17 protein-coding genes are annotated in these 18291 nt (G+C 40.1%); 6 read left to right on the forward strand and 11 right to left on the reverse strand.

Going from position 1 to position 18291, the window contains the following annotated elements; translation table 11 throughout:
* Window positions 1-16 precede the first annotated feature (16 nt).
* Window positions 17-1048: an endonuclease/exonuclease/phosphatase family protein gene (locus DDV96_RS02225; protein WP_116693091.1), complete on the reverse strand. Its 1032-nt coding sequence runs from the start codon at window positions 1046-1048 to the stop codon at window positions 17-19.
* A 130-nt stretch (window positions 1049-1178) separates the two neighbouring features.
* On the opposite strand from DDV96_RS02225, the gene DDV96_RS02230 reads away from it, so the two are divergent.
* From DDV96_RS02230 to DDV96_RS02255, 6 genes are all read left to right on the forward strand, one after another.
* Complete coding sequence (locus DDV96_RS02230; protein WP_116693092.1) at window positions 1179-2654, forward strand: T9SS type A sorting domain-containing protein; 1476 nt, start codon at window positions 1179-1181, stop codon at window positions 2652-2654.
* A 133-nt stretch (window positions 2655-2787) separates the two neighbouring features.
* Complete coding sequence (locus tag DDV96_RS02235; protein ID WP_240607658.1) at window positions 2788-4221, forward strand: pyridoxal phosphate-dependent decarboxylase family protein; 1434 nt, start codon at window positions 2788-2790, stop codon at window positions 4219-4221.
* On the forward strand, window positions 4218-5441 hold the full coding sequence (locus DDV96_RS02240; RefSeq protein ID WP_116693093.1) for a BaiN/RdsA family NAD(P)/FAD-dependent oxidoreductase: 1224 nt from the start codon (window positions 4218-4220) through the stop codon (window positions 5439-5441). The genes DDV96_RS02235 and DDV96_RS02240 overlap by 4 nt, the downstream gene beginning before the upstream one ends.
* Window positions 5442-5479: 38 nt before the next feature.
* Window positions 5480-5743 (forward strand): hypothetical protein, encoded by a 264-nt coding sequence (locus DDV96_RS02245; RefSeq protein ID WP_116693094.1) that lies wholly within the window; start codon window positions 5480-5482, stop codon window positions 5741-5743.
* On the forward strand, window positions 5715-5984 hold the full coding sequence (locus DDV96_RS02250; RefSeq protein WP_116693095.1) for a hypothetical protein: 270 nt from the start codon (window positions 5715-5717) through the stop codon (window positions 5982-5984). The genes DDV96_RS02245 and DDV96_RS02250 overlap by 29 nt, the downstream gene beginning before the upstream one ends.
* A gap of 2 nt (window positions 5985-5986) precedes the next feature.
* Complete coding sequence (locus DDV96_RS02255) at window positions 5987-6508, forward strand: DUF1697 domain-containing protein (protein WP_116693096.1); 522 nt, start codon at window positions 5987-5989, stop codon at window positions 6506-6508.
* 15 nt (window positions 6509-6523) lie between these two features.
* Here DDV96_RS02255 and DDV96_RS02260 read toward each other — a convergent pair whose 3' ends face one another.
* The 10 genes from DDV96_RS02260 to DDV96_RS02305 all read right to left on the reverse strand — a co-directional run bounded on the left by DDV96_RS02260 (window position 6524) and on the right by DDV96_RS02305 (window position 18289).
* Window positions 6524-7033, reverse strand: a complete 510-nt coding sequence (locus tag DDV96_RS02260; RefSeq protein ID WP_116693097.1) for an O-acetyl-ADP-ribose deacetylase — start codon at window positions 7031-7033, stop codon at window positions 6524-6526.
* A gap of 7 nt (window positions 7034-7040) precedes the next feature.
* Window positions 7041-7247: a hypervirulence associated TUDOR domain-containing protein gene (locus tag DDV96_RS02265; RefSeq protein ID WP_116693098.1), complete on the reverse strand. Its 207-nt coding sequence runs from the start codon at window positions 7245-7247 to the stop codon at window positions 7041-7043.
* Between the two features lie 113 nt (window positions 7248-7360).
* On the reverse strand, window positions 7361-8140 hold the full coding sequence (locus DDV96_RS02270) for a heme ABC transporter ATP-binding protein (protein ID WP_116693099.1): 780 nt from the start codon (window positions 8138-8140) through the stop codon (window positions 7361-7363).
* A gap of 2 nt (window positions 8141-8142) precedes the next feature.
* Entirely contained in the window at window positions 8143-9177 is a 1035-nt protein-coding gene (locus tag DDV96_RS02275; protein ID WP_116693100.1) for a FecCD family ABC transporter permease, read from the reverse strand.
* On the reverse strand, window positions 9161-10039 hold the full coding sequence (locus DDV96_RS02280) for a heme/hemin ABC transporter substrate-binding protein (RefSeq protein ID WP_116693101.1): 879 nt from the start codon (window positions 10037-10039) through the stop codon (window positions 9161-9163). Before DDV96_RS02280 ends, DDV96_RS02275 begins: the two co-directional genes overlap by 17 nt.
* Window positions 10040-10331: 292 nt before the next feature.
* On the reverse strand, window positions 10332-12701 hold the full coding sequence (locus DDV96_RS02285) for a TonB-dependent receptor (RefSeq protein ID WP_240607656.1): 2370 nt from the start codon (window positions 12699-12701) through the stop codon (window positions 10332-10334).
* A 204-nt stretch (window positions 12702-12905) separates the two neighbouring features.
* On the reverse strand, window positions 12906-13331 hold the full coding sequence (locus DDV96_RS02290) for a hypothetical protein (protein ID WP_116693103.1): 426 nt from the start codon (window positions 13329-13331) through the stop codon (window positions 12906-12908).
* Between the two features lie 419 nt (window positions 13332-13750).
* Entirely contained in the window at window positions 13751-16963 is a 3213-nt protein-coding gene (locus DDV96_RS02295; RefSeq protein WP_116693104.1) for a CHAT domain-containing protein, read from the reverse strand.
* A gap of 1 nt (window position 16964) precedes the next feature.
* Window positions 16965-17717 (reverse strand): tetratricopeptide repeat protein, encoded by a 753-nt coding sequence (locus tag DDV96_RS02300; RefSeq protein ID WP_116693105.1) that lies wholly within the window; start codon window positions 17715-17717, stop codon window positions 16965-16967.
* Complete coding sequence (locus tag DDV96_RS02305) at window positions 17714-18289, reverse strand: RNA polymerase sigma factor (RefSeq protein ID WP_116693106.1); 576 nt, start codon at window positions 18287-18289, stop codon at window positions 17714-17716. Before DDV96_RS02305 ends, DDV96_RS02300 begins: the two co-directional genes overlap by 4 nt.
* Between the last annotated feature and the right edge of the window lie 2 nt (window positions 18290-18291).

Here is an 18291-nt window from a genome sequence, read left to right on the forward strand (position 1 = left end):
GGTTTCTAGTCAAACACTATTTTCCCTCCTCGATTTTCTCATTAACCTCTTCTTTCTCCTCGCCATTCAGGTTTCCTTTGGTTTTCGGTTTTTTGCCGTTTTTGTGATGTATCTCATAGTACATGGCAAAATGGTCGCTGCCAAAGTTTTTGGTTCTTACCATTTTTTTTACAAACAGATCCTTGGTATGGAACAAATGGTCCAAAGGAAAACGCATCAACCAGTATCCAGCATGATAGGTAGGAAAAAAACCACGGCCAATGCGCGGATCGATCATGGCGGTCATTTTTTTGAACAAACGCGTGGTGCGGCTCCAAACCACATCGTTCATATCGCCACAGACCACTACCGGCTTGTCGAGCTTCCTTATTTTTTTGCCCACTACCATCAATTCGGCATCGCGTTCTTTAGAGGTTTCGTTTTCGGTGGGACTTGGCGGCGCAGGATGTAAACAAGCGAAAAACACGGTTCGGTTTCCTGAGAGCGGATAATCAAAAAGTATGGAAGGCACCCCTTCTTCTACAAAGTAATGCGTTTCCACGTTTTTCAATTCGGTTTTGGAATACAACAACATTCCATAATAATTATCCAAAGGTATTTTGACGCTATAAGGATAGGTTGCTTCTATTTCAGAAAGGCCTGCCTCCCAAGATTTGTCGGTTTCCATGGCAAGGACAAGGTCTGGATCGTAATGTTTTATTTCAGCTTTAAACAAATGGTACTCCTTATTGTCCTGTAACACATTCCCCGCCAATATAGAAACACAGCCATCACTGGGGAAATCTGGCTTACGGCGCGGATAAAATTGACTGTACGGAAACACTTTAACCACTTGATATGCAATGGTCGCGATAAGCGCACCTAATAATACCCAACTAAAAATTGTAAACGGATCTTCAAAAATCAAGAAAAGAACAAGCAAAACCAACTGTATGGCAATAGACTGCAACCTGATGAAATCGGGTATCCTAAAAAACCAGTGCGGGTTTTCAGTAGCCGGGAAAAAAGGACTTATAATGAAGATAATGATAGCAACATATAAAACCATGCTATAAATGTAGTGTTTTTAATTGATTGTTTTCTTCAGAAAAAAAACAGAAAAATTTTAAAATTTTAAGGCACACCTTAAAACCGGCTGCTTATTTGTATTTTTGGGCATAGAAACAAAAAATACTATCATGAAAAAAATTACCCTATCGTGTTTACTTGTTGTATTCACTTTTTCAGCATTAATCGCCCAAACCTACACAACGCCCAATGATGGCGGCACTTACACTTTGGATGATATCGCCACGCTAAGCCCTACCACTGTTACAGTATCGGGAACCGATTACACACTATTGGAAAATCTTGTCATTGCCCAAACCGATACTTTTTTAATAGATACCGACCTTACGCTCTCAATCGATGCAGCTTTGTTGATTACCGTTGAAGGAACCTTTAATGTAACCGCTACTGCTGTTACCGTTACCGCAACCGATACGTCACAACCTTACGACGGCTTCCGTTTTGAGGAATCTTCAAGCATCGACATTCAAAACACAACCATAGAATATGGAGGCGGGTTAAAGGTTATAACTGCCGATTTCACCATTAACAACTGTACGCTGACCAATAATGTTTCGGGCGCTGCTACAGGCAGTGTTATTTCCTTGTCAAATGGAACACCGCAAATTACCAATAATACCATTACATTTAATGAGTTGCCGGCAATCAGCTCGGGTGCAAACAGTGAGGTATCCCCTTATATTTTCAACAATTTCTTAGAAGGCAATAACCAGTCCAACTCTAACCGTCCGCAAATTAATCTAGGCATTACAAAACCAGCCGATACCCTTAGGATAATGCAAAACACCATTATCGGCGACCGAAGTCTGGATCAAGTGGGTGGAATCGCCATAGCCAACTTTTTTGGGGGAAGCGGACAGATACTGGCTCGCATAGACGATAACACGATTGTTGATAACCGCTACGGAATGACTGTCGTGGGGTCCAACTCTTTCGCTTACGTAACCAACAATATAATTGAAGACAACGACACGCAAGGCAACCCAGCATTGGGCGGAAGCGGAATTTCGCTCAACAGCGCATCTGCGGGGATGGAGGTAATCGCTTCTGGCAATGAAATTAGACGAAACCTTTGGGGCATCACCGTGATTGACCAAGCTTCCATCAATCTGGGAGATGGCGCAGACAACATAGGCGAAAATGTCTTTTCTGAAAATGGAAACAATGGACAGACCTTTGCCTTGTACAACAACACCCCCAACACCCTGCAAGCCATTAACAATTGCTGGATAGAAGGACAGGAAAGCACCGAGCAACAGGTTGAGGATGTTATTTTTCACGTGGTGGATGATGCATCTTTGGGCGAAGTGATTTTTGATCCTTTTCTATGTGGTGTTTTAAGTATTGATGAAAACACCATTGAAAATTTCAGTTTTTATCCAAACCCTGCCACAAACCAAATTCAGTTTGACAATCGTTTTTCTTTTTCTGAAATAACTGTTTATGATGTTACAGGAAAATTGATTGTTGCCAAATCGCTTTCCGAAGGGAAAAACACGGTACCGTTGAACATTCCATCTGGGGTTTATTTTGCAACCTTCAGCAACGGGAAAGCTTCAACTACCGAAAAATTAGTGATTCAATAAAACATCACTTTAATATATTTTTAAAAGCACGTTGGTTTAATTATCAACGTGTTTTTTTATTTAATGCTCCCTATCTACTGTTAAAACCGTAATTTTGCACTTCTAAAAACCTCGTAACAAAAAAGAAGTGAAGCTGGATAAAAACGCAAAATTAGAGTTGGATAAAGCCGAAATGAAAAAATACGGCTACGAAGTAGTTGATGCCATAGTAGAACATTTTGACACCCAAAATGAAAAACACCCCGTAGCTCTGGCCTCCAGAAAAGAAATGGACAATCTTTTCTTGGAACAAGCCCCTGAAAACCCAGAAGACGCCCATAAAGTACTCGATTTTGTGTTGAAAAATGTGATGACCAAAAGTAACATCGTATCACACCCAAAATCGTATTCCTTTGTTCCAGGTCCCAGTAATTATATCAGTGCGATGGCTGATACCTTGGCAACTGGATTTAATATATTTTCCGGTGGTTGGGCGGCTTCACCTGCTGCGGCAGAACTTGAAATCGTAACCTTAAACTGGTTACTTAAGATTTTTGGCTTTCCATTGAAAAAAGGAGGCGGAATTTTCACTAGTGGTGGTTCTATGGCCAACTTAACAGCAATTGTAACAGCACGGCGCATTAAATGCGGTGATAACTTTTCAAAAGCCGTGATTTATCTATCAGACCAAGCGCATTCTTCAAATATAAAGGCAATTCGGATATTAGGGTTTAAAAAGGAACAAATACGTATTATCCCTACGGATATCGAATTTAAGTTATCACTCAACAAACTGCGAAACGCCATTGCCAAAGACCGTTTGGAAGGTCTGCAGCCTTTTTGTATGATCGCCACGGCGGGAACCACCAACACTGGAACGGTCGATCCGCTTTCCGAACTTTCAAAAATCTGTAAAAAAGAAGATATCTGGTTCCATATTGATGGTGCGTACGGTGGAGCCGCTATTTTGGCTAAAAACGGCAAAAAATTATTGAAAGGCATTGAAAAAGCAGATTCGCTCACCGTAGATCCACACAAATGGTTTTTCCAACCATACGAAATGGGATGCTTGTTGGTGCGTAACAGTAAATGGCTTAAAAACACTTTTACTGAAACGCCAGAATATTTACGCGATGTAGAAGGCAACGAAAGTGAAATCAACTTTTACGATCACGGTGTGCAATTGACCCGTCGTTTCCGAGCGTTAAAGTTTTACATGTCTATCAAAACATTTGGCTTAAAAGCGTTTAGAGATGCTATAACATACAACATTCAATTAGCTGAAAAAGTAGAAGATTTACTTCGGAAAAGTGCCAATTGGGAAATTATTTCGCCTGCAACATTGGCGGTTATCAACTTCCGGTACAACCCCATTGGCAACAAGCTCTCTGAAGATGAACTCGATGAATTGAACCAATACATTTCAGAAAAAATTGTGGGCTCTCGCAAAGCATTACTGGTTACCACCGTTTTAAACGGACAAACTGTTTTACGCATGTGCTTGATTAATCCCCGTACTACACTTGAAGATGTAAAAGAAACCATCCTGTTGTGCAATGATTTTGCCAAAGAGAAATATTCAAATTGATATATGCTGATGTCATAATAATTGGCGGCGGAGCAGCCGGTTTTTTTACAGCTATCAATGCTGCGGAAAGAAATCCGGAATTAAAAATAATCATTCTCGAACGCGGAAAAGAAGTACTTACCAAAGTAAAAGTTTCCGGTGGCGGACGTTGCAACGTGACGCACGCCGAGTTTTTGCCAAAAGAGCTCACCCAAAACTACCCAAGGGGCGAAAAAGAGCTGTTGGGCCCTTTCCACAGTTTTATGACGGGTGACACTATCGGGTGGTTTTCAAAAAGAGGTGTAGAACTAAAAATTGAAGAAGACGGCCGGATGTTTCCGGTAAGCGACAGCTCACAAACCATCATTGATTGTTTTGTTTCAGAAACCGAACGGTTGGGGATTGAAGTATTGAAGGGACAAGCGGTGAAGGTTATAAACAAACAAGATGAGTTTTGGAACATCGAAACGGCTTCCGAAACATTTTCAGCAGAAAAATTAGTGGTTGCAACCGGCAGTAACCCCAAAATATGGAAATTATTGGAAGGGTTAGACCATACTATAATTCCGCCAGTTCCCTCTTTATTTACTTTTAATATTGATGATGAGCGGATAAAAAACTTACCAGGTATTAGCACGGAAGCTTCCGTTAAAGTGTTAAATAAAAATGCAAAAACAATCCTCGAAAGTGAAGGCCCTTTGCTTATCACGCACTGGGGCGTGAGCGGGCCGGCCATTTTAAAGCTTTCGGCGTGGGGCGCCCGATTGTTAGAGCCAACGAATTATCACTTTTCGATTCAAGTTAATTGGCTGCTGGATGCTTTAAAAGAAGACACTTCAGAAATGCTTAAAGACCTTAAAGTGCAACTTGCTAAAAAAACCGTTTTAAAAAACGCCCAATTCGACCTTCCCAAACGGTTATGGCAAAGTTTGGTAACTGCTTCAGGCATTTCAGAAACCCTCACTTGGGCCGATATTTCAAAAGAACAAATTGTTGCGTTAGCGTCACAACTTACCGAAAGCCGTTTTAACGTTCACGGAAAAAGCACCTTTAAAGAAGAGTTTGTGACCGCGGGTGGGATTGAACTGAAAGAAGTGGACTTTAAAACCTTTGCAAGCAAAAAACACAAAAACCTCTATTTTGCAGGCGAAGTATTGAATATCGATGCTATTACTGGCGGTTTTAACTTCCAAAATGCGTGGACAGGCGGTTTTATAGCTGCCCAAAGTGTTGCAGATTAGATATATAAAGTATATATTTACTATATAAAAAATATATCATGGCGAAAAAGAAAAAATTGATCGAACTGGACGAAAAGACCTTGGAAATACTTGAAAAAGAGGCGAAAGCTAACAATAGGTCTTTGAAAAATTATATTGAAAATCATTTTGAAAACTTAGCACGTCAATTAGCAGAACCATCTGTGGAATATAAAGCGATGATGGACGATCTCTTGGAACGTCAAGAAAAAGGCACTTTAAAAACTATTCCAATAGACGAAATAAGAAAGAAGTATGGCATTTCTCGTAATATTGTCGATTGATGCAGAACGAGAGTTGAAAAAGGCAGAATGCTTTTACGATGCTATGGACAAGAAAATGGAGTTTTTCTTTGATTTTGATGAGCATATTCAGTTTTTAGAGCAAAATCCTTATCTTTTTCAAATTAGATATAGGAATGTACGCATTGTTCATTTCAAAATATTTCCATATTCACTTCACTATAATGTTATTGGCAACAAAGTTACCATCTTGAACATTTTGGGTCAATACCAAGACTTTTAATCATGCAAGCCCACATCGCATTTTTACGGGGCATCAATGTAGCTGGGAAGAAAAAATTTCCAAAAGCCGAGCAGGTTGCTACGCTAAATAAGTTAGGTTTTAAAAAACCTAAAGTGTACCTCCACACAGGGAATTGGATTTTTGACACTTCGGAAAAAGATGTGGCTTCAAAAATTTCTGAGGCTATTACCAAAAAATACGGCTGGGACGTACCGGTATTGGTCAAAACCGCTTCAGAAATTGAAACCATTGTACAAAATTGTCCTTTTTCCGAAGAAAAGAAAATCAAAAGCTATTTTACATTATTACACCAACCACCCCAACAAGAGCTCATAAAAGCAATTGATCCTAAAGCCTATCCCAATGAAGAATTCCACATCACTCCATATTGTGTGTATTTTTACAGTGAAACCGGATACGGTAGGACCAAATGCAACAACAATTTTTTTGAAACCAAACTAAAAGTCTCCGCCACCACACGGAATTATAAAACCATGATGAAAGTGCTTGAATTGACCACCTGATTTTTTAATCTGATTTTAGAGTTCGTTTTTTGTCAGGTTGAAGTTTTCTTCATCAAAACACACAAAAACAACTTTTTCGATTGTATTGTTTCTTTCTGAAAACATTTTCATGGTCTTAACGGCAATTTCAGCTGCTTTATCTTTTGGAAAATCGTATACTCCCGTACTTATATTGGGAAAAGCAATGGTTTTGCAGTTGTTTTCCACCGCAAGAGCTAAGGAGTTTTTATAACAATTGGCAAGTTTTTGCACTTCATCCTTGTTGCCTCCTTTCCATACCGGGCCTACAGTGTGAATTACATAGTTTGATGGCAGTTTTCCTGCTGTGGTTACAACGGCTTCACCCGTTTTGCATTTACCTTGTTTGGCAACGATTTTTTTACATTCTTCTAAAATTTCCGGTCCGCCCGCTCTATGAATAGCTCCGTCCACACCGCCGCCACCCATAAGTGAGGCGTTAGCAACGTTAACTATGGCATCTGCTTCAATGGTCGTAATATCACCTTTTATTGCTTTCAAATCCATATACCCTTTATGCTTTTGAAAGTGCAAAGCCCTTGTGCGCAGCGATATGATCGGTTTTGTCACTTTTTATCTCGTATTGAGGATCATCCTTGCTGCCATGATGGGTATGGCCTTTGTAATCAAAATCGGAATGATGCACCTTGATTATTTTGCCGCTTACTTCCCCTGCTTCGGAATTCCATTTTACGTGATCGCCTTTTTTGAAATTTTTCATAACATTAGATTTTAAAAATCAATTTCTCTATTCTAAAGTTAGTGAAAGCTTCAGAAAGAATGTTATAACGCTATGTTAAACAGCTAAAGATGAGTTGTTTTTAATTTTTATGTTCATTCAAAAAACAAATACATGCTTTCTTTTTCACTGTGAATAATGGGTTCTAACCGATACGCAGTTTTAATATTTTCCTTGGTCAACACCTCTTCTTTAGAGCCAGCGGCCAACAACTTTCCGTGATCTAGCAATACAATGTGGTCTGCAAATTTAGCTGCCAAATTAAGGTCGTGCACCACACCAACTACCACAATGTCCTTTTGGTTTAACAATTCGAGCAGTTTGTGCATAAAGTGAAACTGATAATGCACATCCAAAAAAGTAAGGGGTTCGTCCAACACCAAATAGCGTCCCATATTATTTTCAGGCGGATACCATATTTGCGCCACCACCCGGGCAAAATGGACACGTTGTTTTTCGCCTCCGCTCAGCGTCATATAATCCCGGTTGGCCATCTCCCAAACATCAAAAAAGCGCATGGCTTCTTCGCATGCGGTTTTGTCTTTTTCCGTGGGTTTAACCGAAAAGTGCGGGTACCGTCCCATCATCACCACTTCAGAAACTTGCAATGGGAAGGCCAATTCAATGTTCTGGGACAATACCGCACGTATTTTTGCCAATTGGGAAACCGTCATGTCAGCTAAATTTTCACTTCCATACTGCACCCATCCTTCTTTAGCTTTAATTTGATTGCAGATCACTTTTACCAATGTGGATTTTCCGGCACCGTTGGGGCCAATAATCAAGTTGAGGTTTCCAGGGTTGAACGTGACCGAAATATCGTCAAGGATTATTTTGTCCCCAATTGTATAGGTTATGTTTTGTGTTTGAATCATCTTTAGAAGAAATAATTTTTCTTTCGTAACAGGATTATAAAAATAGGCACGCCCACTACCGAAGTTACAATCCCAATAGGAAGTTCGGCTGGGCGCAAGAGCATTCGGGACAATAAATCGGCCAGGCACAGTAACACACCGCCCAAAACGGCGCTATTCAGAATAAGAAAACGGTTGTCCGATCCTTTTAATATCCGCAACAAGTGTGGCACAATAAGCCCCACAAAACTGATAACCCCTACAAAAGCCGTTGCTACCGCTACCATAATGACATTGATAAGCAAGATTTTCCATTTTAGGCTTTTGAGGTTGACACCAATAAACTGGGCTTCCTCCTCGCCTATCATCAAAGCGTTCAAATGTTTCGCATACCGCAATGAAATCACCAAGCAAGTGATGGTAGAAATTCCCACGATTATGACGGCTGGCCAATTGGCACCGGAAAGGGTACCCAAGTTCCAAAAAATGATGGACCGTGCTTGTGGATCACGCGCAATGTAGGATAAAAAACCAACGCCGCTCAAAAACAAGGCGTTGATGGCAATACCGACCAACAATAAGGTTACGACAGAGCTTTTACCGGTTTGTTTGGATTGCGACAGGAAGAACACCAACGCTGTGGAACAGATCGCGCCCAAACAAGCGGCTAATGGGAGCGTATATTCCCCAACATTAAAATTGAACGTGGCTCCCAATGCAAAATACAATGCAGCACCAAAAGCCGCCCCGCACGACGTACCTACCAAACCAGGTTCGACAATTGGATTTCGAAACAAGGCTTGCAACAAAGCCCCACCAACCGCAAGACTGGCCCCAACAAAAATACAGAGGATGGCCCGTGGCAAACGGATTTCCATAAAAATACGTTCGGTGAGGTTTAAGCCTTGTTCTCCTGAGAGATGTTTTTGAAATGCCGAAACCATATCCTCCAACGTGATCGAAACCGCTCCATACCGGATTGAAAGCAATACAATAATCAGCAGTACCACGCTCAATACTGGAAAAATACCTTTATAGCGACTACTGGCTTTTTCCATCTTGATGTATCAGGTTTTGAAGTTTTAATACCACTTCGCCGGTTCGCGGCCCAAAATAGACCATATCGTGTTCTTCCACCCGATAGACCCGTTTGTTTTTAAAAGCCCTGGTACTGGAAACACCGGGAAGATCGGCTATTCCTTCCATAGAGCCCAAACGGTCGTATCCATAATCGGTGAGCAAAATAACGTCTGGATCTGATTTTGCAATTACCTCTGGTGAAAATTGCTTCATGCCACGTTCGCCCTCCACGGCCATTTCGCCTCCGGCCCATTCCATCAGTTTTCCGGCTGTGCTGTTTTTGGTCATGACCAAGTAAATATTGGAAGCCCTTCCGAAGTGAATCATCAATACTTTTGGTTTTTCTTTATAGCTATCGGTGTTTTCCAATGCTATTTTCATATCACTGTCCAGTTTTTTGCAGAGCTCTTCGGCTTTAGATTCTTTTTCAAAATACCGTCCCATTTCGTGCATTAACGAATCGGTGCCGGCAATGGTATGCTCGTATTTCCCAAATTGTTTCATCGGAATTTTTAGCTTTTTTAACTGGGTGATCACGTGTTCGGGACCTATATTATTGTCTTCCAATATTAAGGTTGGTTTCATGGCCAATATGGCTTCGGCACTCAATGCGCGGTGATAGCCTACGTTTGGCAGTTCTTTTATTTCTGGTGGATAGGTGCTCGAAACATCGACTGCAACCACGTTTTCTTCCGCGCCAAGCGCATAAATAATTTCGTTGTATTGTTTTGAAATAACAACAAGGCGTTCTTTATGGTCTTTCTTTTTATCCTCATTTCCAAAACGACCGCAAGCTGAAACCGAAAGTACCAATACCGTATATATAATTATTTTTTTCATTCATTTAATTTTTTAAAAAAGAAGGTTGAAAAGAGCTTTCATTTAATAAAGCCCTATTAAGAAACGATTCAACTAAAAAAGTGTTGGCCCTAAAAACATGCAAAGCGCCTTTTCAATACCTTCTTCTTGTTCTATGTTTATATGTTATACCTATTTCCAAAGCAAATTATTCTTATCTGTCGCCTCGAGCGCAGTCAAGATGTTTAACCCTTCGACTGCGCTCAGGGAAACAGAATCATTAAAACCTAATTTAACTTTAAACTGCTTTAATTGCATTTAATCATATTATTTCTTAGAAATTATATTTCAGGTTTACACCCCCAAAATAATTGGTGTCCAATGGTGCTGGAATGTAGGCATCGTCCAATTGGTTCAAGAAGAGCATATAGTAATATTGCGTGCCCGTAATGTTGTTGGCACCAAAAAATGCATCTAAGTCAAACTGCCCAAAGCTGGTTCTATAGCCTATTTTTCCATTAAGCAAGCTGTACGAATCGGCTACATTCAGTCCGTCCGAAGTAAAAGGGACAGCATCACGGTACATATACGTAATATTTCCGTAGAACCCAAGGTTTGTATTTACATCTACCCCTGCATTAATCACCCAAGGTGCAACCCCGGCAACGTCATTACCGCTGTAATCTTGTGAAATGAGTTCGCCATCCCTGCTTACGGCTTCATATTGGAAATCCTCATATTTAAAATCGGAATACGTTACATTTAGATACGGATTCACGCTTCGGAAAAAACCTGTTGCAGATTCATAAGCGTTGTATTTCAGCAGGGCTTCAACACCTTTGTGATCCTGTTTTCCTCCATTGGCTAAATAGGAATACAATGTTGTGCCATCGCCAGCGGGAACTGCCACTGAGGTAAATTTATTTTTGAACGTTGCCTGAAACAACGCCAGTTGATAATATAATTTGTTTTGCAGCAAATTACCTTTAGAACCTATTTCAAATTGATTGCCTTCTTCAGGTACCAAACCGGTATTTAAACCGCCCGTGGCAGAGATGATGATGTTTCCGCTCACCGGTGCTTTATACCCGCTGCTATAAGAGGCATAAACCGAAATGTTATCGTTGAACACCTTATTCAAGGCGAAATGCGGCGAAACCAAATCGTCATAATTTGCCGAAACCACCCTCGGTTTACCCCTAGCAGGATCGTATAATCGATCTTCAAGATCTATAAAAAGCGAGCTCTTGCCCACTCCAGCCGTCAATGAAAAATCATACGGCATTTTCAGTACCCATTCGGTAAACAACAAATGGATTTTTGATGTGGCAAACTGATTGCTCCTCGTTGCTCCAATAATATTGTAGCCGTCTGGATCGCTGGGGTTTTCAACCATTTTATAGCTCAATGCCTGTGAGCGTTTCTCTTGAAATTCGAGTCCGGCCTGTCCTGAAAGGCTAAAATCACCACCAAGGTCAAAATCAAGGTCAAAAACCGAGCGTGTACCGTAATTGAGCGGTGCCTCCTCACTCCATCCCGCCGCAGAGCTGCTATTGGAGCTTGTTCCGGTGCCGAAGACGGTTGTGGTATTGCTCAACCAATTAGTGAACGAATACGTATGGCTCAATCCCGCACGAAAGCTAATTATTTCGCTATGGGCATTGTTTTTAATATATCGCTGACTCCCGCTGTAATCTTCATTTTCATACTGTTCAATGGTCAGTTCGCCGCCACGCTCGTCATAGCTGTTACTAAAGCCAAAGTACGTGCTGATTTGTTGTTTTTCACTTGGTCGGAAATCAAAAACCAAATTCATAAAATCTTTAGTGGAATTGTTATGGTCCATAAATCCATCGGAAATCTGGTGGCCGTAATTCAACAATAACGACGTTTTTTCTCGCCCCATTTGAAATTGAGTAGTAAAACGTGCCAAACCATAATTGCCCACGGTCACTTTTTGTGAAAGGGACGTTTCCCCATTTTTGGGGCGGATGGTCCTTAAATTTACCGCCCCTGCAATGGCAAAACCATATTTACTGGCTGCGGGGCCTTTTATAACGTCAACACTCCCAATGGACGCAAAGTCAATATCATCCAATAGGGTTACGTTTTCAGCAGCGGTAATCGGGATGTTATTAAGGTACACCTTATAGCCTTGCCCGTCAAAGTTATTGCTGATGCCTTTAAAACCAACACCATTCCCATAGCCGCGGATGTTAAATTGTTGCCCAGAAGAAACCCCACGCCGTGTCATGATAACCCCAGGCACGTTGGCATTAATGGCATCGTCCAAAAACAGGCCGGTACCGCGGTTTAACTCGACAGGGTTCAGTTTTACTTCAGAAACCGGTTTTTTTAGCGATTCTTGCCTGTAACTATTTGCTGAAAGTTGCACCTCATCCAAGCTGCTGGTCGATGGGACCATCAAAATTTGAAGGTTCTTGCTGCAATCGGTTACTTCGGCTGTATAAGGTTTGTAGCCAATATAGGTTACTGTCAAAGCCATTCCATTATTATTGCATGGTAATGAAAATGCCCCATTGGCATCTGTGGTGGTTGTTTCGATTCCATTTTTTTTAATGGTGGCTCCCGAAAGAGGGTTGTTATTGGTGGCATCCAAGACTTTCCCGTTCAATTGGGATTGTGCAAAGACAGATGCGCACATAAGTATCCCACAAAGGGATAAAAGTAATTTTTTCATCATTTTGAAAGTTTAATCCTCCTTCGCGTTTCGCTACGGCGGACGAGAAAAATGTATAATTTCCCGATGCGCTGCGACGCAAAATTGGTTCCAGGGTTCTATCCTTGGGTTATTAGTTTAATAGTTGTATAAATACGAATGGGCAGGCATAGTGGCTATGTTGCCTAATTTAAAGCGAAAGCAAGAGGTGCTTTCTATAATAAACCATCAAACTTTTTTGGGTGGAGGACTTGAAATATCAAGTTTGGGCGGGTTGTAATAATTTACATAGTGGAAATTAACCTCTGGGGTAGGTTCAAAAATTGCTATCCCTTGTTTTTGAAATTGAGGGGGAATTTTATTTAAAACCTTGAAGAATGTTTTTACTGGATTCTTCCTATTGTTTTTCGTTTTTTTGTTCTTTTTAATAAGATCTTGAAGTTCTGCGAGCAAATTGGTTTCTTGCGTGTCGGTAAGGCAATGATAAACGGTGGTTTTGTGGTCAACTTTTTCGGTGTGCACCACATCGTACATGATCCCTTTGTAACGGAATTCTTCCCCATCTTCCCAAATAAGTTGATCTTCGTTTTCTGGAGTGATTCTTATTTGGGTCAAATCTGCATCAGCAACACCTGCTTTAATCTGCTGGATCATTTCCCTTTTTACCTGATGTTGTTGAAATTTCAGAATAATATAACACCCTCCAAAGTTAAAGAGGAACGTTATTAGCAAAAATGTGGCAACCGCACTTTTCAAAATAGTGTAATAAACAAGATTTTCACGAAAGTAAAAAAAAAATGTGGAGCCATGGGGTTATTGGTTCTTATTTAACTAATAGAATTAATCGTGTCCGACTAAGATTTAAGACCGCTTCGCTTTTAGACATATGACGTAAGACGAAATCAATAATAGATTGTATTCGCGTCTTTTTATAAATTAAAACAAATCAAATTATTCCTTTGAAAGGAACCTTTAAAAAAGGATAAAATCAGCCTTAAATCAGTAAAATTAGTCATTTCAGTGTATTTCGAATTATTTACAGGCCGCTCAAAGAGCGGAATAAAAAACCCAGACTACAACCATTTCAACAGAAAGAAAAACAGACAAAAAGCCAGTACGGCAATACCGGCATATATGTACCACGAAAATCCGTTTTGCGGAAGTTCTATAGTCGCCGTATTACCCATAATTGCCAATCCGCCCCAATAAAGCGGCGCCAACGTGCGCCCTTCTGCTTTTGAAAGATAGGCTAATTTTGCTTCTTTTAAAGCCTGGTCTTTAGCAAGGCCATTTTGCAAATTGTCGTAAAATGCCGCGATAATTTCTGCACTTGATTGCTCGTCTATTTTCCAAAGGCTGGTCAAAATGCTCTCGCTCCCGGCATAGGCAAAGGCGTGTGCCAGAGAAATCATCCCTTCGCCGGCTTGATAGGAAGGTTTTCCCGTTTCGCAAGCGGTAAGAATGGCAAGGTCTGAAGACAAGTCGCAATTGTAAATTTGATAGGTGTATAAAAAATTTTCATCCTTTTTTTCTTCTGAAGTGGTTTTGGCAAAAATCAGCCGGGACAGCTCGGGACTTATATTGTTGGACTCTGCGTGCGTGCCAATATGAATGATTTTATGGTTTTTGGCATAGTTTACAAATGCATCTTTTGAAGCGTTTTCGTTAACATACGCCATCCCGTCCAGCTTTTTAGCATATTTATCGACCAAATCAATACTGAACGGTTGCGGCAACAGGGTTAAGTATCCTTGATCCATTAACAGGGAATCTGTTACGGTACTTGCATAATTGGTTTTCATTTCTGAAGAAAATTGGGGTGCGAAAGCAATAAAGTTTTCAGAAAAATCAGTTTGTTTTTTTTGATTTTCCAGAATCAGAAAACTGAAATTGTACGAAATGGTATGCTTTGCCAACAAACTGTTTGTTGCTAATTCTTTGAACGAAGCAATCCGTTTTGGCGTCAAGGTTTCAAAACTGACATTGTACAATTCGCCGTCTGGAATGATAATGACTTTTTCCGTTTCTATTTCATTTTCAAAAGGTTTCCATAAAGCATCATATAGGTTCTTTAGTTTTGGCGCTATTTCAGCAACGTTAAAAGGGTTTTCATTTATCTGGGCAATGTCCTGCTGCACGTTTTTAAAAGGTAATTTACGGAGACTTTTTTCAGTATTCGTAAGGACCAGAGCGTACAGGTTTTCTTCAATAAAAACATACCGCACAACCGTTGTGCTGGCAGGAATAAATTGTTTTAGATTTTTTAATGTAGGGGCTATTTTAGCATAGCGCATTTGGTAATATTTGGGATAGTTTGCTTTTAATGAATCTTTAAATGCCTGCCATTGATCTGAAATTTCAAAATAATTGCTCAGCCCTTCTTTTGAAAGTGCTGTCGAAAGTTTTTCCTTCAACCTTTTTTCCCGAATTAAAACAGTTTTTGGCACATTGGGGACATTGATTTGCTCCCTTAAATTCAACCGGGAACGTATTCGGTTATAAAGTGATGTTTCGTGCAAGGAAAGCACGTTTGTTAGATAGGTTTTATTTTGGGTTTTTTCATACAATGCTATATTCAGTTTCTTTGCAAAGTCGTATAGTTGGTTGTTTTCTTCAATAAGCGCTTTTATATTCTCGGGGGCGGCAACAAATTGTTTGCGCCGTTTTAATATCGAAGTAGCTTCCTGCAAATTGCCAAGAAGACCTTTTAAAAAAACCGAATCCCTTCCTTTCTTCAATTCATATTTGGCTTGGGATTGCACCAAAATCGCAGCTGGCTTGTTAAATTCCACTTGAATGGAATCCAACGTGTTTTTACGTTGAAAGGCTTGGTCTTCAAAAGTTCTTAACGCATTGGTGCTATACTCCAACGCCTTTTCTGTTTCGCCTATTTCAAGATAAACAGCGGCTAAATTCACGGTTTGCAAAAAGGCTGGAAGGGTGTTTTTCCCTTGATGCTTTGTAACATATTCATAAGCGTTTTCAGCCAATTGCAACGCTTTTCCCTTTTGGTTGTTTTTGGCGTAAAACTGTGAGGCATCTTCAAAAAATGTAAGCACAATGGGGTCGTAATAGTCTTGTGAAGAGCGGCTGAAATCTGTCGCGGCTTTTTTATAAAATTGTTTTGCCTTTTCCGTCTGTCTATTTTCGGCATAAATTTTTGCCAACCCATAATGGGCACTTGCGCTCCAATCATAAAACGTACTGGGAAGTTTTTCTATGGCCGCAATGCCTTCGCTAAAGTGTTTTTCGGCTTCTTTAAAATTCAAAAGGTTTAATTGCGCATTGCCCAACAAAATTTTCGATTTGAACAACTCTGGATGCCCGGCTTCAAAAGCTTGCTGTTTTCCACGGCTGGAATACATCAGTAAATCCAGTTGTTTGTTATAATCGCCCAGTTTTTCGTAAATCCCCGCCAAGTTATCTATGTATTGAAAATGTGCTTTTTGCGCATCGGTCTTTTTATAGGCTTCGGCGTCAGATTTCAGAAACTTTTCATTGTAAGCAATGCTTTTTTTCATCGCTTCAAGGCTTTGTGCGGTGTTACCTTGAAAACTATATAAACCCGCAATATTGTTGAGCAACAGAGCTGGGCGATAATACGAATTCATTGGTGAGTCTTCCAGTTGCGCTACATTATCCACCGCTTTTTCATAAAAATAAATGGCGCTGTCTATTTTTGAGGCATAATACATAGACGTGCCCATGCCTGAATAGCTGAAATAATAATCCAGAAAATTGGTTCCTGGGTCGCTTTTATAATATCGCAATGCCTTCTTGTAATTGTCGATCGCTTGGCTTACGTTACCTTCGCGCAATTCTCCTGTCGCCAAATTGTAATAGCCTTTGCCAATTTTTTTTCCGGGCTTTCCGGGAATTTTCAATGCATATTCCAGTGCGGTTTTATGACTTTTGGTTTCCTCTTCATGAAGCCCTATGGATTGATAAAAGGAACCTATTTCGGCATATAGGTCTTGAAGAAATATCGGATTGGCGGTTCGTTCTTTAAAATCGGCCACGAACGTGTTTATTTCTTGAATCGCTTGCTGCCGATCGCTATTTTCCAATGTTATTTTACCCACATAATAAGGATAGCCGGAAAGCGTACTGTAATCGTTGCTTTTTTTTAATTGGTCTATTTGTGCATAAAGTTCGGCTTGGGCCTTTTCGTATTTTTTTTCTGAAAGCAAGCTGTCCAGAAGCGAAGTGCCCTTTTTTTGTTGCGCCAAACCGAATTGTGATATAAAAACCACAAAAAAAACGAATGATACAACAATAGGCTTCATCTTATTTTTTCAGTTCTTTTAAGAGTGTTTGGCTTTCTTTAGTATTGCTTTTTTCAAAATTTGTCTTGGCTTTTTCAATTTCGCCGTTTTTCAAAAAGGCCAACCCTAAATAATAATAGCTTTCCTGAAGGAACATACTCGATTGGATTTTTGAAACTTCGCGAAGGTATTCAATGGCTTCCTTTTCATTTTTTTCAGCAAGGTAGGCTACGCCCAAAAAATAATTGAGCGTGTCATTTTCTGGTTTTTCGCTCAATAACGGTTTCCATTTTTCGATGGCTGTTTTATAGTTTTGCTGTTTGTAATCTACCATGCCATCAAAAAAAGTATAGTTATTTGTTGTGCTCATGGTGGTGGGCAAACCGGGATCTGGCGTAAAATGCTGGGCAAACAGTTTTTCGTTTGGATCGGACGAATTGTAAAACCACAAAATACCAAAAATAACCACCAACACAGCTGCGATGGCATATAAGGGCATTTTGGACCGTTTTGGTTTTTGGATCAGTTCCCCTTTATTAACTACCTTGGAATGTGTTTGTGGCAACTCTTTATGAAAATCGTCCAGTTTATCTTTTAAAGCCGAAGCTTCCACGCCATCGATAAGCGTGCGCACTTCGTTTACTTTTTGCTGTAAGGATGGGTCGTTGGAGAGGCTATCGACAAATTGTTTTTGCTCTTCAGCAGACATTTTATTTGTGATGTAGCGTTCTATTTTTTCAAATTCTGCTTGTGTTATGTTTAGTTTTTCTGTCATGATTTTGTTGGGGATAAAGTAAGTTCTCTCAATTTATTGATGCAACGGTATTTTTTGTTGCGGGCCGAGGCTTCTTCAATTTCAAATTGTGAAGCAATCTCGCGCATGGATTTTTTGTTGTAATAAAAATCGGTTAATAGTTTTTTACATTCCGTGCCTAACTTTTCAAAAGCAAGCATGGTCTGTTTGCGTTTTGTTTCAGTTTCCGTATCAATGGTTTCTGAAATTGCCATATCCTTGTTGTTTTCCAAAGGTTCAAAAGGCGTAGTTTTTTTATAGCGCGACGACCGAAGAAAATCGAGCCATTTATATTTCGCTATTTGATACAGGTACCCTTGTACGGCCGTTTCATTTTCAGGAACAAATTTCCCGTCTTTGATGTTTCGCCAAACCGTAATAAAAGCTTCTTGGTATGTGTCTTTTGCTTGGGGCATGGTGCCGTTGTTTTTTAAAATATACTGTTCGGTCTTGTAAAAATTTTCGATATATAATTTTTGCAAAGCCCTTTCGTTATTGGCTTTTATGGCGCTTATCAGTTCAAATTGCTGTTCTATGTGTTTGATTTCCCCCATCT

This window comes from Marixanthomonas spongiae, assembly GCF_003095375.1.
Classification (GTDB): Bacteria; Bacteroidota; Bacteroidia; order Flavobacteriales; family Flavobacteriaceae; genus Marixanthomonas; species Marixanthomonas spongiae.

Bases quoted from the DNA above. Each gene is read 5' to 3' on its own strand.
- DDV96_RS02280 (WP_116693101.1), bottom strand. From the start codon at position 10,039: ATGAAAAAAATAATTATATATACGGTATTGGTACTTTCGGTTTCAGCT.
- DDV96_RS02305 (WP_116693106.1), bottom strand. From the start codon at position 18,289: ATGGGGGAAATCAAACACATAGAACAGCAATTTGAACTGATAAGCGCC.
- DDV96_RS02265 (WP_116693098.1), bottom strand. From the start codon at position 7,247: ATGAAAAATTTCAAAAAAGGCGATCACGTAAAATGGAATTCCGAAGCA.
- DDV96_RS02295 (WP_116693104.1), bottom strand. From the start codon at position 16,963: ATGAAGCCTATTGTTGTATCATTCGTTTTTTTTGTGGTTTTTATATCA.
- DDV96_RS02225 (WP_116693091.1), bottom strand. From the start codon at position 1,048: ATGGTTTTATATGTTGCTATCATTATCTTCATTATAAGTCCTTTTTTC.
- DDV96_RS02270 (WP_116693099.1), bottom strand. From the start codon at position 8,140: ATGATTCAAACACAAAACATAACCTATACAATTGGGGACAAAATAATC.
- DDV96_RS02250 (WP_116693095.1), top strand. From the start codon at position 5,715: ATGGCATTTCTCGTAATATTGTCGATTGATGCAGAACGAGAGTTGAAA.
- DDV96_RS02230 (WP_116693092.1), top strand. From the start codon at position 1,179: ATGAAAAAAATTACCCTATCGTGTTTACTTGTTGTATTCACTTTTTCA.
- DDV96_RS02275 (WP_116693100.1), bottom strand. From the start codon at position 9,177: ATGGAAAAAGCCAGTAGTCGCTATAAAGGTATTTTTCCAGTATTGAGC.
- DDV96_RS02260 (WP_116693097.1), bottom strand. From the start codon at position 7,033: ATGGATTTGAAAGCAATAAAAGGTGATATTACGACCATTGAAGCAGAT.
- DDV96_RS02285 (WP_240607656.1), bottom strand. From the start codon at position 12,701: ATGATGAAAAAATTACTTTTATCCCTTTGTGGGATACTTATGTGCGCA.
- DDV96_RS02255 (WP_116693096.1), top strand. From the start codon at position 5,987: ATGCAAGCCCACATCGCATTTTTACGGGGCATCAATGTAGCTGGGAAG.
- DDV96_RS02290 (WP_116693103.1), bottom strand. From the start codon at position 13,331: ATGATCCAGCAGATTAAAGCAGGTGTTGCTGATGCAGATTTGACCCAA.
- DDV96_RS02300 (WP_116693105.1), bottom strand. From the start codon at position 17,717: ATGACAGAAAAACTAAACATAACACAAGCAGAATTTGAAAAAATAGAA.
- DDV96_RS02245 (WP_116693094.1), top strand. From the start codon at position 5,480: ATGGCGAAAAAGAAAAAATTGATCGAACTGGACGAAAAGACCTTGGAA.